Below are 16,955 nucleotides of genomic sequence, written 5' to 3'. Positions count from 1 at the left end.
TGTGATGGGCGGGCGCGGCCGCGCCGCCACCGGCCTGCGCCAGCAGGGCCGCCACGGCGACCAGCAGCACCATCAGCCCGGCGATGGCGCCGCGCGCGCTCATCCCTGCGCCGCCCAGACATAGGCGGCATAGGCCACAAGCAGGCCCACCCCCGCCACCCGCCCGATCCGGGGCCGCAGAAGCAACAGCCCCGTCAGCACGGCCGAGGCGGCGATCATCACCGGCAGATCGAAGCTCGGGAACCGCCCCGCCACCGGGATCGGCGCCACCAGCGCGGTCACGCCCAGCACGCCCAGCACGTTGAAGATGTTGGAGCCCACGATGTTGCCGATGGCGATCTCGGACTGCCGGCGCAGCGCCGCAATCAGCGAGGTCGCCAGCTCCGGCAACGACGTGCCCACCGCGACGATGGTCAGGCCGATGAAGGCCTCGGACACGCCGTAAGCGCGCGCGATGCTGACCGCGCCATCCACCAGAAACCGCGCCCCGAGCATCAGCGCACCAAGGCCCACCGCAACCCACAGCGCCGCCTGCCACAGCGGCAGCACCGGGGTGGGATCATCGACCGCGACCCCGTCGCCCGGCTGGCGATAGGCCCAGACCAGATACCCGGCCAGCCCCGCGACCAGCGCCGCCCCCGACAGCCCGCCGACCTGCCCCAGCCAGAACACCGGGACCAGTGCCACAGCCGCCGCCATCATCACGGCGGTGTCGCGCCGCAGCGTGCCGCCCATGACGCGGATCGGCCAGACCAGCGCCGACAGCCCGACGATCAGCAAGACGTTGCCGATGTTGGAGCCGATGACGTTGCCGATGGCGATGTCGGGCACGCCGCGCAGCGCGGCATCGACCGAGACGAGCAGCTCCGGCGTCGAGGTCCCGAACCCCACCACCGTCAGCCCGATCAGCAGCGGCGCAATCGCCAGCCGCCGCGCGATCCCGACCGCCCCGCGCACCAGCGCCTCGCCGCCCAGAAACAGGGCGATCAGGCCACCGAGGAGAAAGATCCAGTCCAATCCGCCCTCCAGATCCGGAAATCAGCGTCGGTCGCGGCCGTTGCGGCGCCACAGCGTCCATCTTCGGCGCACGCGGATGATCGCCGCGGAAACGAACGGACGCAGCAGCGGCAGGTCGATGGCCAGAAGCAGCAGGCCGAGCGGGATCATCCACAGCCCGAACACCGGCAGGATCGCGAGGAACCCGCCCGCGATCAGCAAAAGCCCGATCGGCATGCGGATCACGACCCCCGGCCGCCCCTGGATCGCGCCCAGAAGGCCGCGCAACCCGGGCGAGCGGCTGCTCAGCGCGGCGAGCTGGCGGTCGAGCCGACGCCGCTGACGCTTACCCATGGCCGAGCACGCCCGCGCGTCGGGGAAAGGAACAGAAAGACTGCGATGCCAGTGGCATGGTGACGGGTCCAGCAGGGTCGCGCGCAGCCTGGCCACCGGTCGCACTGCGACCGGCAGCAAGCACGTGCGATGCGGTCCGACATCGCAACACCATGTTGCCAGAGGGGCCCGGCCCGCGAGGTCGACTTGGGCATTCCCCTGCGCCGTTCAATCCCGTGCGCGGGGTATTTCTTCGGCCCGACCCAATGCCCGACCCAATGCCCTGCCCATGCCCAAGCGGATACGGACAGCCGGGCATGGGCCGGCGATGGCCGGGGCGCTGCGCCGGAACCCCGGTCCGCGCATCGCCGTGCCCCCGATCACGGGACCATCCCGGCGCCGTGCCGCGACGGAGTGCCCAGGATCCTCGCACACCCCACCCGCCGGTCCGGGCGGTGGCGCGTCCGGGGTTGACGCAAGCGGTCCCCCTGTCCCAGCATTGTCGACAGTCGACAAGCATTGGCCCTGACCCACAGGATCAGACGCACAGGATCAGACGCACAGGAGCAGACCCGGCATGGACGCCGACGCCCCCACGGACCGGACCGACCCGAACGCCCCGCCCCTGGGTGCGATCGCGGACGAAACCCGACAGGGGCGCATCCATCGGGCGCTGCGCGACATGATCCTGACCGGCGCGCTCGCCCCCGGCACGCGCCTGCGCGAGGCGGAGCTGAGCGCGCGCTTCGGTTCGTCCCGCGCGCCGCTGCGCGAGGCGATCCGGCGGCTCGAGAGCGAGGGGCTGGTGCGCGCGGACTTCTGGCGTGGCAGCCGGGTCGCCGAATACAGCCCGGCCGAGCTGTTCGACCTCTATGCCCTGCGCGGCCTGATCGAGGGCTATGCCGCGACCCAGGTGACCGCGCCGCTGGGGCGAGAGGCGCGGGCGGACATGGCGCGCCACCTTGACACGATGGCCGCCGCCGCCCGGGCCGGCGACTGGCTGGCGGTCGCAAAGGCCGACACCGCCTGGCACCGCGAGATCATGCTGGCCGCCGGCCAACCGGTGCTGCTGCGGGCCTGGGACGGCGCCAACGGCCCGCTGCAGATGACCTTTGGCCAGGTCGCGGGCGCCTTTTACGGCTGCGATGACATCCACGACCGCCACCACGCGGTGCTGGACGCGCTGGACGGGCCCGCAACCCAGGTCGAGCACACGATCCGCCGCCATTACCTCGACACCGCGGAACGCCTTCTGGCCGCCGTCACCACGCGCGACCCGGCCGGAACCACCCCGCCCGCAAGGGCCAATCCGGAGCGCCCCGCCACGGCGGCCGCCCCACCAACAGGAGGGATCCCATGACCCGATCCAACACCCGCCACACCCTGCGCGCCCTGCTCGCGGGGACCGTGCTGGCCGCCGCCGGCCCTGCGGCCGCGCAGCAGCAGGTCGGCTTTGCCACCACCGCCGCGTCCTCGGGGTGGTACAGCTTCTACGCCAGCCTCGCGACCATCGCCAACCGCGGCTCGGAGGTGATGAACGTCTCGGTCATCGAGACCGGCGGGGCGGCCGACAGCCAGGCCATGGTGCACGCCGGACAGGCCGACATGGGCATTGCCAACTTCCTCGCGCTGCCCGCGATGATGGAGGGGACCGGCGACTGGGAGGGGCGTCCCAACGACAGCCTGCGCGCCATCGCCATCCTGTCGGCCACGCCCAATGTGCTGGCGGTGCGCGCCGACAGCGACATCCACAGCATCGAGGATCTGGCCGGCAAGCGCATCAACCCCGGCGGTCTGGGCACCGCGACGGAATCCGTGACCCTCGCGCTGTTCGAGGAGATGGGGATCGAACCCGACTGGCAGCTTGCGGGCATGTCGGACGCGGCGGATTTCTTCCGCGACCGCCGCATCGACGGGTTCTTCAAGACCTCGGGCGCCGTGGACCAGCCTGACAGCCTGATCGAGGAGTTGCAGGCCACCATCGACATCCGCATGGTCGGCTTCACCCCCGAACAGGCCGCGATGATCGAGGACACCGGTCTGGCCCTGACCTTCGAGGTGCCGGCGGGCGTCTATGCCAACCAGCCCGACCCGGTGATCGCCAAGGGGCTGGCCTATGGCTATTTCGCGCGCGCGGACTCGATCACCGAGCAGATGGCCCATGACCTCGCGCGGGCGACCTTCGGGTCGGGCGACGCGATGGTGGCGATCTATCCCGGCGGCAACCCGCCCGACTTCGTGGAGCTGACGATGTCCTCCACCATCCCGCTGCACGCGGGTGTGGTGCGCTACCTGCAGGAGCAGGGCGTCGATGTGCCCGAGGACCTGATCCCGCCCGAATTCGAGGGCTGACGGCCCGCAGAGGCGGCACGCCCGGCCAAACCGGGCGGCCGCGCAAGGTCGGCGCAACGCCGCCGGCCGCCGCCACGGGGAACCCGCCATGACCGACACCCGCACGCCCCGGCCCGGGGCCGACCGCATCGCTTCCGTCGACACCTCCATCGACGAGGAGGGGCGCACCGACCGCACCCTGATGGGCTGGCAGGGATGGCTGTTTGCGGGCGTGGCGGTCGCGTTCTCGTGCTTCCACCTCTATACCGCCTTCTTCGGCAGCCTGCCGCACATGCAGCAGCGCGCCACCCACGGGCTGTTCGGGGTGGTGCTGGCGATCGCGTTCTTCTCGCTCGGGCCGGGGTCGGCGCGCACGCGCGCGACGCTGCCGTGGTACGACTGGGGGCTGATCGTCTGCGCGATCCTGCCGATGGGGTATGTGCTGCTGAACTGGCAGGACATGTTCCGCGCGCGGCTGTTCCCCGAGCCCCACCACCTGGTGCTGACGGTGATGGCCGTGGGCGTGTTCCTGGAGGCGTGCCGGCGCGTGCTGGGCTGGAGCCTGGTGATCCTGGCCGGGCTGGCGCTGGCCTATGCGATGCTGGGCCATCTGATCCCCGGCACCTGGGGGCATGCGGGGTTCTCGCCCGAGCGGATGGCCAGCCGGCTGTTCATGGCCGACAGCGGGCTGTGGGGGATGCTGCCGGGGCTGTCGGCGACCGTCATCTCCATCTTCATCCTGTTCGGGCTGATCGTGATGGGCACCGGCGGCGGGCAGGCGTTCATGAACGCGGCCCTGGTGCTGGCGGGCCGGCAGGTGGGTGGCGCGGCCAAGGTCGCCACCGTGGGGTCCTCGCTGATGGGCACGATCTCGGGCTCGGGCATGGCCAATGCGGCGGCCACGGGCTCGTTGACGATCCCGATGATGCGCCGCCTCGGATACCGGCGGGAATTCGCCGTGGGGGTGGAGGCGACGGCGTCCACCGGCGGGCAGCTGATGCCGCCGATCATGGGCGCGGGCGCCTTCGTCATGGCCGAGATCGTGGGCATCCCGTACCTCACCATCGTGGTCGCGGCGATCATCCCGGCGATCCTGTTCTATCTGGGCAATTTCTGGGTGATCCACCTGTCGGCCCGCAAGGAGGGCATCGCCCCGGTCCCGGCCGCGCAGATCCCCTCGGCGCGGGCGACCTTCACGATCATGTTCGTGCTGCAGCTGATCCTGCCGATCGGGCTGATGATCTGGCTCCTGCTGTCGGGCTATTCCATCGCCTATGCCGGCTCGCAGGCGGTGCTGGCGACGCTGATCGTGTTCTTCTTCATCAACCGGGAACACAGCCTGAAGGCGAAATGCCTCATCTTCCTGGAGATCCTGCGCAAGGCGGGCGTCAGCCTCGCGATGATGGCGGTGCTGGCCTTTGTCGCGCAGATCACGGTGTCGATGATCTCGGCCACGGGGATCGGGGTGAAGTTCACCGACATGATGGTGTCGTTCGGCGGGCAGTCGCTGTTTCTGGTTCTGGTGATGGCGATGCTGGCGTGCATCATCCTCGGGATGGGGATGCCGACGACGGCGGCCTATGTTCTGTCGGCCTCGCTGGCGGCGCCCGCGCTGATCGCGCTGGACGTGCCGCCGCTGCATGCGCATCTGTTCGCGTTCTACTTCGCGATCCTGGCCACGATCACGCCGCCGGTGTGCACCGCGATCTATGCCGCCGCCGCCATCGCGGAGATCCGCTGGACCCGCGCGGTGGGGGACACCATGAAGCTGGGCTGGGTGGCCTTCACCATCCCCTTCATGTTCGTCTACTCGCCGCAGCTGCTGATGGAGGGCGCGCCGCTGGAGATCGCCATGGTCGCCACCGTCAAGGCCATCGGCGTGCTGGCGCTGGCCACCGCCACCATCAACCATTTCGCCTGCGCCCTCAGCGTGGCGCAGCGCGTGATGGCCTTTGGCGGTGCGCTCCTCCTCATCACCCCGGGGTGGGAGACGAACATCGCCGGGCTGGTGCTGACGGGGCTGGCGATGGTGCTCAATCTGCGCGCCCACCGCGCAGCCACCGCGCCGGCCTGGGGCGGGTCGCCCTGACCTGCCGCAAACCCGGTTTCGCGCCGCCGTGGCGCTGCGGCACAACGCCAAAGGGGGGCATCGCGGCACGCCCGGCGGGCCTGCACGCGCCCCCAGGGCGAGGAACCGGCTGGCCCGCAACCAGGCGCTCGGGCGCCGCGGGCAGCTGACGGTCTGGTTTGACCCCGCCACGACCTGGCAGGCCGCGCCGACCGCCAAAACGCGCCCGCGCAGCATCACCGCATCGCGGCGGTCCGTCTTCACCCGGTCGCCCGCCTTCACAGGGATCAGCGGGGGCGCCACGTCGATGCAGTCGTGCCCGATCTCGACACGCTGGCGGTGCGGCCCGTAGCCCCGCCGCGTCGCCGACCGGTGCCTCCGCCATTCATCAGGCTCGGAACCCGTCAACCGGGCGTAACCCTCGGATGCGGACTGTCGCGGGAGCGGCCGCCGACACGGTCGCCGCACGCCGTGATCATGGGGTCTGGACGGCGTGACGGTTGGCGAGGCGTGCAGGGTCCGCGCCGTGGTGGCGCGTCCTGGGCGGGGCGGATCGGCGCGATCCCGCTGCGCGGGCCGTCCGGTCCTCGCTCGGGGCGGGCTGCGGAGGCGGCTGCGACCCTCACGTGTTCGTGAGGACGAGCATGGCCGCGCGTTACCGAACTGTTGCGCCGCGGCTGCACACAGGAGGCTCCCCAACCCCGCTGAGGAGCCCTCATCATGACAATGCCCATCAAGAACAGCCTCTGGGCGCTGGCGCTGAGCACGGCGCTGGTGGCACCCGCATACGCCCAGGACCTTGGTGCGAAGAACGTGATCCTGATGATCTCGGACGGTATCGGCTTCAACGGCTGGCTGGCGTCCGACTACTATCAGGGTCGCGCCGGGCAGCAGCCCTATCAGGTGGCCCGCCCCGACGGCACCACGCCGGTCGTGTTCGGGCAGACCCACTGGTCCTACAGCCTCGTGGATGCCGCCGGCAACGTGCTGCCGAACGGCACCGACCCGGCCGAGGCGGCGGGCGTGGTGCCGCAGGGCTATGACCCGGTCCGGCGCTGGATGGCGTTCGAGACCACCTTCCGCAACGATTTCGCGCCGTTCGAGATGCCCTATACCTCCTACACCGATTCGGCGGCGGCCGGCACGGCGCTGCACTCCGGCATCAAGACCTCGAACGCCGGGGTCAACATGGACTGGACCGGCACCATTCCCTTCCGCACCATCGCCGAGATCGCGATGGACCAGGGCCGCGCCGCGGGCACGGTGACCAGCGTGCAGGCCAGCCACGCCACCCCGGCCTCGGCGCTGGCGCACAACCCCTCGCGCAACGATTATGAGGGGATCTTCAACGAGATGGTCGGCAGCCCCCTGACCGTGATCATGGGCGCCGGGCACCCCTTCTTCGATGACAGCGGCAACCCGGTGGAGCCGGCGGCGGACGACGCGCGGGCCTTCCGCTTCCTTGGTGGCCGCGACACCGTGCTGGCGCTGACCGGCAACGAGGGGCTGAACGGCTTCACCTTTGTCGACGACCGCGACGCCTTTGCCGCGCTCGCCGCCGGGGACGACCTGCCCGAGCGGGTGGTCGGCATCGCCCGGGCGCGCAACACGCTGCAGGCCGCCCGCGCCGACCTGCCCGAGGGGGACACGCCGTCGGGGATGGCCTTCAACCCCGTGGTGCCGGATCTGGCGACCATGAGCGTCGGCGCGCTGAACGTGCTGAACCAGACCCCCGACGGCTTCTTCGTGATGATCGAGGGCGGCGCGGTGGACTGGATGGGCCATGCCAACAACATGGAGCGCTTCATCGAGGAGCAGATCGACTTCGACATGGCCGTCGCCGCCGTCATCGACTGGGTCGAGACCAACTCCAGCTGGAACGAGACGCTGCTGATCGTTACCTCCGACCATGAGACCGGCGGCATCTGGGGCGAGGGTACCTGGACCAACGGCACCGGCGGCCCGGTGGCGGCGGATCGCTCCGAGGACGCGATCGAGGCGGCCCGGTTCCACCCGGCCGACGATGTGTTCCATGAGTTCCTCGCGGTGCAGGATCGCGGCCCCGGGACCATCCCCGGGCATCAGTGGGCCTCGGGCAACCACACCAACGAGCTGGTGCCGCTCTGGGCGCTCGGCGTGGGCAGCGAGCTGTTCGCGCAGTTCGCCCACACCGACCTCGGTGCGCAGCGGCTCTGGGGCGAGCCCTATGGCTGGGACGGCGCCATCGTGGACAACACTGCGGTGTTCCACGTCATGAACCGGGTCTTCGCCGAGGCCGCCGCCGCGCCGCAGCCGAGCCAGTAAATCCAGAGAACATGGGGGCCTGCACGTCGATGTGCGGGCCCCCATGGCCGTGCCCCGCGTGCGCAGAGATGACATGCGCGGCTGTGTACCAGCGACGGGGCCGCCGACTGGGCCGCCGACTGGACCAGCAACACGCGGACCCACACCGCTCCCAGCCGGATCGATGGTGCAACCCCGCAGGCCGCCCCTTGCCGGATGGACCCTCGGAAGGGTGAGGGTCGTCGTCAGGGCCGCACGGGTCCCGAGGGGATCACCCGGCCATGGGCGGCGCCACCGGGCGGGCGCGTCCACCGCACCCGCGCCGCGCGACCGATCACGGTTGGACCGATGTTAGCGTCGGCGGGCGCAATGCCGGGTATCATCGCGGGATGGCGCGTCCCGATTTGCGCCCAACCTCGAGGAACCGTGAATGCCAACCATCATCCCGCGGGCAATGCGCCGGGCGAGGCGACTGGCCCGCGTGGGCAAGGCGCAGTCCTCCGCACGGGCCATGCGGCGGGCGATCGGGGCCGCGATGGTCACGACCACGCTGGCGTCGCTGTCGACCCTGCATGCCATGACACCGGGCAAGGCGCCCTCGGCGCGCAAGCGCCGCAAGCCACCTGCGAAACCGCGCCGCAAGGTGGCCACCCGGCCTGGCGCGCCCCCGATCCGGCGTCCGAGCCCCGGTGTGAAGCCGCAGCGCGTGGCGCGGGCGTCGCTGCCCGCCGGCCTGCCGTCCGAGCAGGCCCCCGACCCGTCGCGGCCGCCGATCATCGCACCGGCGGTGCAGCATCTGGAGCGTACCCACCGTGGTCGCGCGGGCGCCCGTGACTTCAAGCTGTTCCTGCCTGCGGGACAGTCGCAGGGCCCCAGGGGTCTGATCCTGATGCTGCATGGCTGTTCGCAGGATCCCGGCGACTTTGCCACCGGCACCGACATGAACGCGGTGGCCCAGCGTCACGGCCTGGCGGTTGCCTGGCCGGCGCAGACCCGCACCCACAACGGCGCGGCCTGCTGGAACTGGTTCGCACCCGTCAACCAGGTGCGCGGCAGGGGGGAGCCTGCGGTGCTGGCCGGTCTTGTGCGCGCGCTGATGCGCGAATTCGGGCTGCACCGCCGGGACGTCTTCGTGGCGGGACTGTCGGCGGGCGGCGCCATGGCGGTGATCCTGGCCGAGACCTATCCGGATGTGTTCTCGGCGGCGGGGGTGCATTCGGGGCTTGCGCGCGGGGCGGCCAGCGGCGTCGTGTCGGCGCTGTCGGCCATGCACAGCGGCGGCACGCCGGCGACCGCGCGGGGGCGTCGGCGGCCGGCGACGGGCACCCGCAGCCCCGCGCGCCGGATCGTCTTTCACGGCGACGCCGACAGCGCCGTGCACCCCTCCAACGCACCCCAGATCGTGCGGGCCGCGGTCGGACCGCGGGCACCGGTGCGCGTGACACCCGCCGAGGTGGCGGGGCGGAGCTGTCTGCGCACCGAGTATGCGTTGCCGGACGGAACGGTCGATGTGGAACTGTGGCAGATCAAGGGCGCGGGCCACGCGTGGTCCGGGGGCAAGGCGGGCGGCTCCTTCACCGACCCGCAAGGCCCCGATGCGTCGGCGGAAATGGTGCGGTTCTTTCTGACCCGGCCTGGCTGACGGCGCGGGCGGGGAACGTCCCGGGCGCTGCGGGGTTGTCTGGGTACGATCCGTCGCATGCGGCGACACCCGGGCCGAAGCGCGTTTGCCCTGTCGTCGACCGGCACGCCGCGGGACATCCGGGCGCAAGCCGGGCGGCGGTCCACGACCCGGCAGGGGGCCCCTGCACTCAGCGTTCCCGGTCTGCGGGAACAGGGAGAACATCATGTCACCCACCTCGACCATGCCCACCGACGCATCCGGTGGCGGCGCCCATGGGATCAGCCGCGACGGCTATGCCAAGGCGGCGGTCCATGAGCTGAAGTCCTCGGATCTGGAAGGCGCCAAGGTTCATGGCCGCGACGATGAGACCATCGGCTCGGTCAGCACGCTCACCCTCGGCGCCGAGGGCCGGATCGATGCGGCCGTGATCGACGTCGGCGGCTTTCTCGGCATTGGCGCGCATTCGGTGCTGGTCCCCTTCGATGACCTCACGGTGCTGCGGGCGACCGATGGGTCCGATGTGCGCGTCCACATGGACACCACCAAGGACAAGCTCAAGGCGATGCCGCAGCACCACGGCTGAGCCTCCGTCTGCGATCAAAGGGAAGGCCACGCACCCTGGTGCGTGGCCTTTCGCAATGCCCAAGGTGATGGCGTGGCACGACGGGGTGCGATTGCGCCGTGGCCCGGTCGGCGGCCGGCTGTCGGCGCGGCAGGCCGGATTACCCGGCCCCGGACCAGACGGTCGTCGCGCAGCGAGCCCCGGACTGTGTGAGGCAGGTCGGCGAAGCCCTGGTCCCGCCGGTCATCGCATGCGCCCCCGCTCCCGCGCCGTGGCCACCAGAGGATCGCCGGACGCCGGTGACGAAACCGCGCCGCGACGCAGGCGCGCTTGCCTTTTGAAGACTTGAAACAGGCGCTTGCGGGGAAGCATGGTGCCGCTGAAGGGACTCGAACCCCCGACCCCATCATTACGAATGACGTGCTCTACCAGCTGAGCTACAGCGGCGTTCCTGCCGAAGCGCTTTACTCTGCCCCTGACGGTTTCACAAGGGCCGATGTTGCCCCCTGTGTGCCGGACGCCACACCCCGGGGGCGGCCACCCGCGTGCCGAAACCGGCGGTGCGGGTGGCCGGGGTGGTGCCCCTGGGCCTAGTTCGCGGGTTTGGCCGCTGCGGCCGCGGCCTCTTCGGGGTCATGCGTGTCGGCGTGCGAGGTGCTCGGGCGGCCGACGATCAGCGGCAGCATCTCGGTCTGGGTGGGCGAGGGGCCCGCACCGCCCGCAGGTGCGCGCCAGCTCAGGCTGTCGAAGGCGCCGCAGCCGTCGCACACCGCCACCCAATGGGGGTGGACCGTCTGGCAGCTGTCGCAGACCCACTGCGGCCCGCGCGACGCGCTCAGCGCCTTGGTCAGCCAGCCGCGCACCACGGCGTCGTCGGACCCCTCGCCGCGTTCGACGGCGGCCATGATGGTCAGCACGCGCGCGGTCGGCGCATCGTCCAGCAGCGGCGCGATTGCGCGGCGGGCGGCGGGGAAGTCCTCGGCACTGATCAGAAGCTCGGCCTTGAGCATCCGGGTCTCGGGGTGGTCGGGCGACAGCGCCAGCAGCGGCTGGAACCGGTCGAGCCGCGCCTGGGCCGATTCGTCGGGCACGATGTCGGCGAAGGCCGCCGCCAGCTCGGGCGAGGGGTTGGCCGACCATGCCTTCTTCAGAAGCTTGACGGCGTATTTCGGCTTGCCCTGCGCGGCATAGGCGCGGGCGGCGGCGGCGGCGGCGGGCACCAGCGTGGGCGACAGCTCGTTGGCCTCCAGGGCGGCGTCCCGGGCGCGGTCGGCCTCGCCCTTCTCGGCGAAGTCGGCGGATTGCTGCAACGCCAGCACCGCGCTGCGGCGCTGATAGAGGTCGCGTGGCATCCCGCCGGCGCGCTGGCGTGCCAGCAGCGTCTTGCGCGCGCCGGACCAGTCGCGGGTGCCGGCCTGCAACTGCAACAGGGCGGTCTGCGTCTCGGCGTGGTCGGGGCGCAGGTCGAACGCCTTTTGCGCCAGCTTCAGCGCGGTGTCGCGGTCGCCCTGTGCCAGGCGCTGGCGCAACAGGCCGCGCACGCCCGCGAACTTGGTGCGGCGGTCGCCCAGCATGCGCTTGTAGTACTCCGCCGCACGGGCGGTGTCGCCCTGCAACTCGGCGGCCTGGGCGCTGAGGAGGTTGGTCAGCTCGGGCTTGGCCAGCAGTTTCTCGGCCCGTTGGGCGCGGGACATCGCCAGCCGCGGCTCGCCCGCGCCAAGGGCGGTCATCGCCTCCACCAGCGCCTGCAGGCCGCGCTGTTCGCGGTTGCGGGTGAAGTACCGCGTCAGCGCCGTGTCATCGCCATTGAGGACCTTGAGCGTGGCCACGACCAGCCCCGCGGCCTTCAGCAGCAGCCACAGCGCCCCCAGCAGCAGCAGCGCCGCCACCACCGCCTGCAGCGGCCCGAGCGAGAACTCCATCCCGGCCACGGCCACGAGGATCCCCTCCTGCGTGTCCATCAGCTGCTCGGCCCCCATCGTCAGGCCGGCAACCGCCGCGACAAAAAGGAAGATTTTCAGAAGCGTCCAGAGCATGGCGAGAATTCCTAGAACTGGTCGATGCGGGCAGAGAGGTCGGACAACGCCGCCTCCGCCTCACGACGGGTTTCCACGCGGGCGGCCCAGCCCTCCAGGGGCATCCGCGCCTGCGGCGGCAGCGTGGCGATCTCGGCCAGCACCTCGTCCAGCGCTCCGGCCAGCAGGGCCGCCTCGGCGCGCGACAGGATCGCATCGGCGTCGCTGCCCTCGCGGGGGGTGACCGAGCGCATGCCGAACTGCAACCGCAGGAAGGCGGTCATGCGTTCGGGCAGGGTCTTGTCGGTGACGTCGCGCAGGGCGATCTGAAGCGCCTCGCGTGCGGCCTCGGGATAGCTGTCCATCAGCCCGGTCGGGGTCGGCACGCCCTCCTCGGCCATCAGCGCGAGGGTGGTGGGGATCTCCACGCCGATGTCCTCGATCACCGCGATCGGCCCGGCGAAGCTGCCGCCGTTGGCAAAGGCGGCCTGCACCAGGCGCAGCGCGCTGCGGGCGCGGGCCATCGCCTCGGCCGTGGCGGCTTCGGCGGCGATCCCGCCCAGTTCGGCCTCGGCGGCGTCGGCGCGTGCGGCCTCGGCCTCGGCGGCGGCAATCAGGGCGTCGGCGCGCTCGCTGGCCTGCTGCAATTCCGCCCGCAGGCCCGAGACCTCGTCGCGGAACCCCTGCAGGATTGCGCGCGCCTCGGGGTCGGAGGCCAGCGGCAGGTCGTCGATCTCGGCGATGCGCGCCTCCAGGGCCGCGACGGTCTCGGCCAGGGTGTCCGTGCGCGCCGACAGATCCGCCAGCGCGTCGGTGCCGGGCGTGTCGGCCACCGCGGCCTCCAGGGTGTCCAGCCGGTCGCCCTGCGTGGCCAGCCCGCCTTCGAGTTGCGAGACCCCCTGCTCCATCGCGCCGAGCCGCGCGGACTGGCGCTCGATCTGCGCGGCCATGCCGCCGAGGTCGGCCCCCGACAGGGTCACGACCCCTTCGCGGTCCAGCCACCACAACGCCCCGGCCCCGAGGCCGGCGGCGATCACCCCGCCCAGCACCATCGGCATGGCGCTGCCGCGGGGCCGATCGGCCGGGGCGGCGGCGCCGCGGTCGCGGTTGTGATCGCGGTCGGTCGTGTCACCCGCGGCGGCCGAGGCCGCAAGCCCCGCCGCCGCCCCGGCATTCGCCGCAAGGGCCGCGGCCGACGGGGCGACATCATCCCCCGCCGCACCGGTGTCGGTGGTGTCGGGGGTGCCGTCTCGGGCGGGCTCAGGGCCGGCGTCGGCGGCATCGGGTTCGGCGGTGCCCGAAGTCTGGCCATCCGCAGATTGGCCATCCGAACTCTGGCCATTCGCACTCTGGCCATCCGGGGCGTCCGCGTCCCGTGTCCCGGCTGATGGCGCGTCCTGTTGGGCTGCCGTCGGCTCGGTCGCGGCGTCGTCGGTGTGCGGCGCGGCGTCGGGCCTGGCGTCGGGGTCCGCGTCGATCCAATCGACGGCGCCCTCGCGTGGGGTGGGCGTGGTGCCCTCCTCGGGGCGTGCGGTGCCGGGCGCGTCCGTCCCGTCGTCGCTGGGCGTCTTCGGCCCGTGCGGTGTGTCGTTGGGGCTGGCCATCGCCGCTGTCCTCCCGAGTGGTCGTCTGACGCCCGTCTTGTCACGACGAGTTTACATCAGTCTATCTTGACAGCCCGCCCGCCTCAAGCGGACAGGCGCTCGCATGCGCCCGTCAGGGCCGCGATCATTCCCGTCGCGTCGGGCTGGCGCGCCACCGTGACGGTGTCCGCCGACGTCTGCCGTGCCGCACGCCAACGCGCCGCCGCGGCCTCGCTGATGGCGACCACATGCACCGGGGCCTGTGCGTGTGGCTCGGGCATCATGCGTGCCGCCAGCCGGGCGCTGCGTGGTGAAAAAAGCGGCAACAGGACCGGCCGCGCCCCCGCCAGCAGCGCCAGCGCCTCGGGGGTGGGCGCCACCTCCTGCTGTGCATAGACCACCGCCTCGTCGCAGGCCAGTCCCGCGGCGCTCAGCCGCCCCGACAGGTCGGTCACCGCATGCGCGCCGCGCAGATGCAGCAGTGGCGTGTCGGGGTGCGCCGCGCGCAGCGCCGTGATCAGCGCCTCGGCGGTGCCGCCGTCGGGGCGGTGGGTGACGGCAAGGCCGGCCTCGCGGGCCGCGGCCTCGGTGCGGGGGCCGACGCACCACGCCGGCCGCGCGCGCAGGGGCGATTGCGCGGCAAAGCTCGCGACCCCGTTTTCCGAGGTGAAGATCAGCGTGGCATACGGCGTGGGGTCCAGCGTCAGCGGTTGCTGCACGATGTCGATCAGCGGCGTGACCACCCGCGGCAGGCGCGCAAGGCACCCCGTCAGGCTGGCCGCAAAGCGATCCGATTGCGCGCGCGGCCGCGTCAGAAGCAGGATCGGCATGTCGGTCAACCGTGACCTCGTGGGCGCTGTTGGTGCGGGGGGCGGCATTGTGCACGCACCCCCGAAGTGCTATCGCACGCCGCCCCCGCGCGCAACCGGCCGCAGCTCCGGGGCAGGGGGACGAGGATGCGCAGCCTGACCGTGCTCGGCATCGAATCGAGTTGCGATGACACCGCCGCCGGGGTGGTGCGCGCCCCGCAGGCCGGGCCTGCCGCGATCCTGTCCAATGTGGTGATGGGGCAGGCGGCGCTGCACGCGGCCTTTGGCGGCGTGGTGCCGGAAATCGCCGCCCGCGCCCATGCCGAAAAGCTGGATCTGGCGGTGGAGGCGGCGCTGGCGCAGGCGGGCGTGGGCCTTGGCGATCTGGACGCGGTGGCGGTGACGGCGGGGCCGGGGCTGATCGGCGGCGTGCTGGCGGGCGTGATGTGCGCCAAGGGGATCAGCGCGGGCGCGGGGCTGCCGCTGGTGGGGGTGAACCACCTGGCGGGGCATGCGCTGACGCCGCGGCTGACGGACGGGTTGGCGTTTCCCTATCTGATGCTTCTGGTCTCGGGCGGGCATTGCCAGTTCCTGCGGGTCGCGGGGGCGGAGGAGTTCACGCGTCTGGGGGGCACCATCGACGACGCCCCCGGCGAGGCCTTCGACAAGGTCGCGCGCATTCTCGGCCTGCCGCAGCCCGGCGGCCCGGCGGTGGAGGCCGAGGCCGCGCGGGGCGATCCCCGCCGATTCGCCCTGCCGCGCCCGCTGCTGGACCGGCCGGGGTGCGATCTGTCGTTCTCCGGGCTCAAGACGGCGGTGCTGCGGGCCCGCGACCGGCTGGTGGCCGCGCAGGGGGGCATCACGCGCGCCGACCGTGCCGATCTGTGCGCCGGGTTCCAGGCGGCCGTGGTCGATGTGCTCGCGGAGAAATCGCGCCGTGCGCTGGCGGTGGCGCTGGCGGCGCGCGGCCCGGTGACGCTGTGGGCGCGCGACGGCGCCGACGTCATGGCGGCGGCGCGGGAAAACCCCGCCCGGCTGCCCGGCGTGACCTTCCCTGACGCGCTGGCGGTCACCGGCGATGCGGCCGCGCTGTCGGCGCCGGTGGTGCTGCTGGCGGTGCCGATGCAGGCGCTGGGCGGGGTGCTGCGCGTGCATGGCGCGCGGCTGGACGGGCGGGCGCTGGTGGCGTGCTGCAAGGGCATCGACCTGGAGGGGCTCCGCGGCCCTTCGGCGCTGATCGCCGACGCCTGCCCCTCGGCCACGGTGGCGGTGCTGACCGGCCCCGGGTTCGCCGCCGACATCGCCGCCGGCCTGCCCACGGCGCTGACGCTGGCCTGTGCGGATGCGGCGGCGGGCGCGCGGTTGCAGGGGGTGCTGGCCGCGCCCGCGCTGCGCCCCTACCGCACCACCGATGTGGTGGGGGCGGAGCTGGGCGGCGCGCTGAAGAACGTCGTGGCGCTGGCCGCCGGCATCGTCACCGGCGCGGGGCTGGGCGAAAGTGCGCGCGCCGCCACCATCACCCGCGGCCACGCCGAGACGGTGCGCCTGGCCCTGTCCCTTGGCGCGCGGGCCGAGACGCTGGCGGGGCTGTCGGGCCTGGGCGATCTGGTGCTGACCGCGACCTCGGCGCGGTCGCGCAACTTTGCCCATGGCGCGGCGCTGGGCGCGGGGCGCGCGCCCCCGCCCGGCGTCACCGTCGAAGGCGTCGCCACGGCGGCCGCCACCCGCGACCTCGCCGCCCGGCGCGGGGTGGAGATGCCGCTGGCCTGTGCGGTGGCCGACATCTGTGCCGGGCGGCTGTCGGTGTCCGAGGCGATCGCCGCCGTTTTCAACCGCCCCCTGAAGGAGGAATGACCATGCCGCTCTTTGCCCTGATCTGCCTCGACAAGCCTGGCCACGCGGATCTGCGCCGCGATACCCGCGCGGCGCATCTGGAATACGTCGCCGCGACCGGCACCGTGGCGCAGGCGGGACCATTCCTCGATGATGCCGAGGGCATGATCGGATCGCTCATCGTGCTGGACGTGGCCGATCGCGCGGCCGCCGAGGACTGGGCTGCCGCCGACCCCTATGCCCGCGCCGGGCTGTTCGCGAGCGTGGCCGTGCACCGCTGGAACAAGGTCGTGGGGTGATGGCCTTCTGGCTGATGAAGTCCGAGCCGGAGGTGTTCGGCTGGGACGACCTGGTGGCGCGGGGCGACGCGGGCGAGGCCTGGGACGGGGTGCGCAATTTTCAGGCGCGCAACCACATGCGGGCGATGGCGGTGGGGGACAGGGCCTTCTTCTACCACTCGCGCAAGGCGCCAGCCGTGGTGGGCATCTGCGAGGTCATAGCGCCCGCCCACCCCGACC

General features: G+C 72.3%; 14 protein-coding genes, 1 tRNA gene and 1 pseudogene. 9 read left to right on the top strand and 7 right to left on the bottom strand.

All coding sequences use genetic code 11. The features are described 5' to 3' along the window. Positions 1-99: 99 nt before the first annotated feature. A complete protein-coding gene (locus tag CCR87_RS04285; protein WP_201156335.1) occupies positions 100-1,017 on the bottom strand; it encodes a calcium/sodium antiporter in 918 nt (305 codons plus the stop codon). 21 nt (positions 1,018-1,038) lie between these two features. Continuing rightward, entirely contained in the window at positions 1,039-1,350 is a 312-nt protein-coding gene (locus tag CCR87_RS04280; protein ID WP_201156334.1) for a tryptophan synthase subunit beta, read from the bottom strand. Positions 1,351-1,906: 556 nt separating this feature from the next. Between CCR87_RS04280 and CCR87_RS04275 the strand changes: the two genes are divergently transcribed. The 3 genes from CCR87_RS04275 to CCR87_RS04265 all read left to right on the top strand — a co-directional run bounded on the left by CCR87_RS04275 (position 1,907) and on the right by CCR87_RS04265 (position 5,749). Beyond that, a complete protein-coding gene (locus CCR87_RS04275; protein ID WP_201156333.1) occupies positions 1,907-2,689 on the top strand; it encodes a GntR family transcriptional regulator in 783 nt (260 codons plus the stop codon). After that, positions 2,686-3,681 (top strand): TAXI family TRAP transporter solute-binding subunit, encoded by a 996-nt coding sequence (locus tag CCR87_RS04270; RefSeq protein WP_201156332.1) that lies wholly within the window; start codon positions 2,686-2,688, stop codon positions 3,679-3,681. Before CCR87_RS04275 ends, CCR87_RS04270 begins: the two co-directional genes overlap by 4 nt. 88 nt (positions 3,682-3,769) lie before the next feature. After that, positions 3,770-5,749 carry a TRAP transporter permease gene (locus CCR87_RS04265; protein WP_201156331.1) on the top strand — a complete coding sequence of 660 codons (1,980 nt, stop codon included), beginning with the start codon at positions 3,770-3,772 and terminating at the stop codon, positions 5,747-5,749. 210 nt (positions 5,750-5,959) lie between these two features. Here CCR87_RS04265 and CCR87_RS17095 read toward each other — a convergent pair. After that, a pseudogene (locus CCR87_RS17095) lies at positions 5,960-6,082 on the bottom strand (IS110 family transposase); the annotation flags it as partial. Positions 6,083-6,448: 366 nt separating this feature from the next. Here CCR87_RS17095 and CCR87_RS04260 point away from each other — a divergent pair. The 3 genes from CCR87_RS04260 (at position 6,449) to CCR87_RS04250 (ending at position 10,218) form a co-directional block, all read left to right on the top strand. Beyond that, positions 6,449-8,032, top strand: a complete 1,584-nt coding sequence (locus CCR87_RS04260; RefSeq protein ID WP_201156330.1) for an alkaline phosphatase — start codon at positions 6,449-6,451, stop codon at positions 8,030-8,032. A gap of 409 nt (positions 8,033-8,441) precedes the next feature. Further along, complete coding sequence (locus CCR87_RS04255; protein ID WP_201156329.1) at positions 8,442-9,653, top strand: extracellular catalytic domain type 1 short-chain-length polyhydroxyalkanoate depolymerase; 1,212 nt, start codon at positions 8,442-8,444, stop codon at positions 9,651-9,653. Positions 9,654-9,858: 205 nt separating this feature from the next. Continuing rightward, positions 9,859-10,218 carry a PRC-barrel domain-containing protein gene (locus CCR87_RS04250; protein WP_201156328.1) on the top strand — a complete coding sequence of 120 codons (360 nt, stop codon included), beginning with the start codon at positions 9,859-9,861 and terminating at the stop codon, positions 10,216-10,218. Between the two features lie 350 nt (positions 10,219-10,568). Here the strand turns inward: CCR87_RS04250 and CCR87_RS04245 are convergent. The 4 genes from CCR87_RS04245 to CCR87_RS04230 all read right to left on the bottom strand — a co-directional run bounded on the left by CCR87_RS04245 (position 10,569) and on the right by CCR87_RS04230 (position 14,625). Beyond that, positions 10,569-10,644: transfer RNA gene (locus CCR87_RS04245), tRNA-Thr, on the bottom strand. A gap of 143 nt (positions 10,645-10,787) precedes the next feature. Continuing rightward, positions 10,788-12,233, bottom strand: coding sequence for a heme biosynthesis protein HemY (locus CCR87_RS04240; RefSeq protein ID WP_201156327.1), 1,446 nt, complete (start codon positions 12,231-12,233; stop codon positions 10,788-10,790). 11 nt (positions 12,234-12,244) lie between these two features. Beyond that, the gene (locus CCR87_RS04235) at positions 12,245-13,816 is read right to left on the bottom strand and encodes a hypothetical protein (protein ID WP_201156326.1); all 1,572 of its coding nucleotides are present in this window, start codon (positions 13,814-13,816) and stop codon (positions 12,245-12,247) included. An 83-nt stretch (positions 13,817-13,899) separates the two neighbouring features. Beyond that, positions 13,900-14,625: a uroporphyrinogen-III synthase gene (locus CCR87_RS04230; RefSeq protein WP_201156325.1), complete on the bottom strand. Its 726-nt coding sequence runs from the start codon at positions 14,623-14,625 to the stop codon at positions 13,900-13,902. A 126-nt stretch (positions 14,626-14,751) separates the two neighbouring features. Between CCR87_RS04230 and tsaD the strand changes: the two genes are divergently transcribed. The 3 genes from tsaD to CCR87_RS04215 form a co-directional block, all read left to right on the top strand. Next, positions 14,752-16,458, top strand: coding sequence for a tRNA (adenosine(37)-N6)-threonylcarbamoyltransferase complex transferase subunit TsaD (gene tsaD, locus CCR87_RS17460; RefSeq protein ID WP_274609744.1), 1,707 nt, complete (start codon positions 14,752-14,754; stop codon positions 16,456-16,458). A gap of 2 nt (positions 16,459-16,460) precedes the next feature. Further along, positions 16,461-16,736 (top strand): YciI family protein, encoded by a 276-nt coding sequence (locus CCR87_RS04220; RefSeq protein WP_201156324.1) that lies wholly within the window; start codon positions 16,461-16,463, stop codon positions 16,734-16,736. Continuing rightward, positions 16,736-16,955 (top strand): EVE domain-containing protein (locus CCR87_RS04215; protein ID WP_201156323.1); only part of this gene is annotated, 220 nt, incomplete at its 3' end. The genes CCR87_RS04220 and CCR87_RS04215, both read left to right, overlap by 1 nt.

This window comes from Rhodobaculum claviforme (assembly GCF_016653255.1).
Lineage (GTDB): Bacteria > Pseudomonadota > Alphaproteobacteria > Rhodobacterales > Rhodobacteraceae > Rhodobaculum > Rhodobaculum claviforme.
This window is presented reverse-complemented; position numbering and strand designations above follow the sequence as displayed.

Excerpts from the sequence above, each read along its gene's own strand:
- CCR87_RS04280 (WP_201156334.1), bottom strand. The coding sequence starts at position 1,350 with ATGGGTAAGCGTCAGCGGCGTCGGCTCGACCGCCAGCTCGCCGCGCTG.
- CCR87_RS04275 (WP_201156333.1), top strand. The coding sequence starts at position 1,907 with ATGGACGCCGACGCCCCCACGGACCGGACCGACCCGAACGCCCCGCCC.
- CCR87_RS04270 (WP_201156332.1), top strand. The coding sequence starts at position 2,686 with ATGACCCGATCCAACACCCGCCACACCCTGCGCGCCCTGCTCGCGGGG.
- CCR87_RS04265 (WP_201156331.1), top strand. The coding sequence starts at position 3,770 with ATGACCGACACCCGCACGCCCCGGCCCGGGGCCGACCGCATCGCTTCC.
- CCR87_RS04260 (WP_201156330.1), top strand. The coding sequence starts at position 6,449 with ATGACAATGCCCATCAAGAACAGCCTCTGGGCGCTGGCGCTGAGCACG.
- CCR87_RS04255 (WP_201156329.1), top strand. The coding sequence starts at position 8,442 with ATGCCAACCATCATCCCGCGGGCAATGCGCCGGGCGAGGCGACTGGCC.
- CCR87_RS04250 (WP_201156328.1), top strand. The coding sequence starts at position 9,859 with ATGTCACCCACCTCGACCATGCCCACCGACGCATCCGGTGGCGGCGCC.
- CCR87_RS04240 (WP_201156327.1), bottom strand. The coding sequence starts at position 12,233 with ATGCTCTGGACGCTTCTGAAAATCTTCCTTTTTGTCGCGGCGGTTGCC.
- CCR87_RS04235 (WP_201156326.1), bottom strand. The coding sequence starts at position 13,816 with ATGGCCAGCCCCAACGACACACCGCACGGGCCGAAGACGCCCAGCGAC.
- CCR87_RS04230 (WP_201156325.1), bottom strand. The coding sequence starts at position 14,625 with ATGCCGATCCTGCTTCTGACGCGGCCGCGCGCGCAATCGGATCGCTTT.
- tsaD (WP_274609744.1), top strand. The coding sequence starts at position 14,752 with ATGCGCAGCCTGACCGTGCTCGGCATCGAATCGAGTTGCGATGACACC.
- CCR87_RS04220 (WP_201156324.1), top strand. The coding sequence starts at position 16,461 with ATGCCGCTCTTTGCCCTGATCTGCCTCGACAAGCCTGGCCACGCGGAT.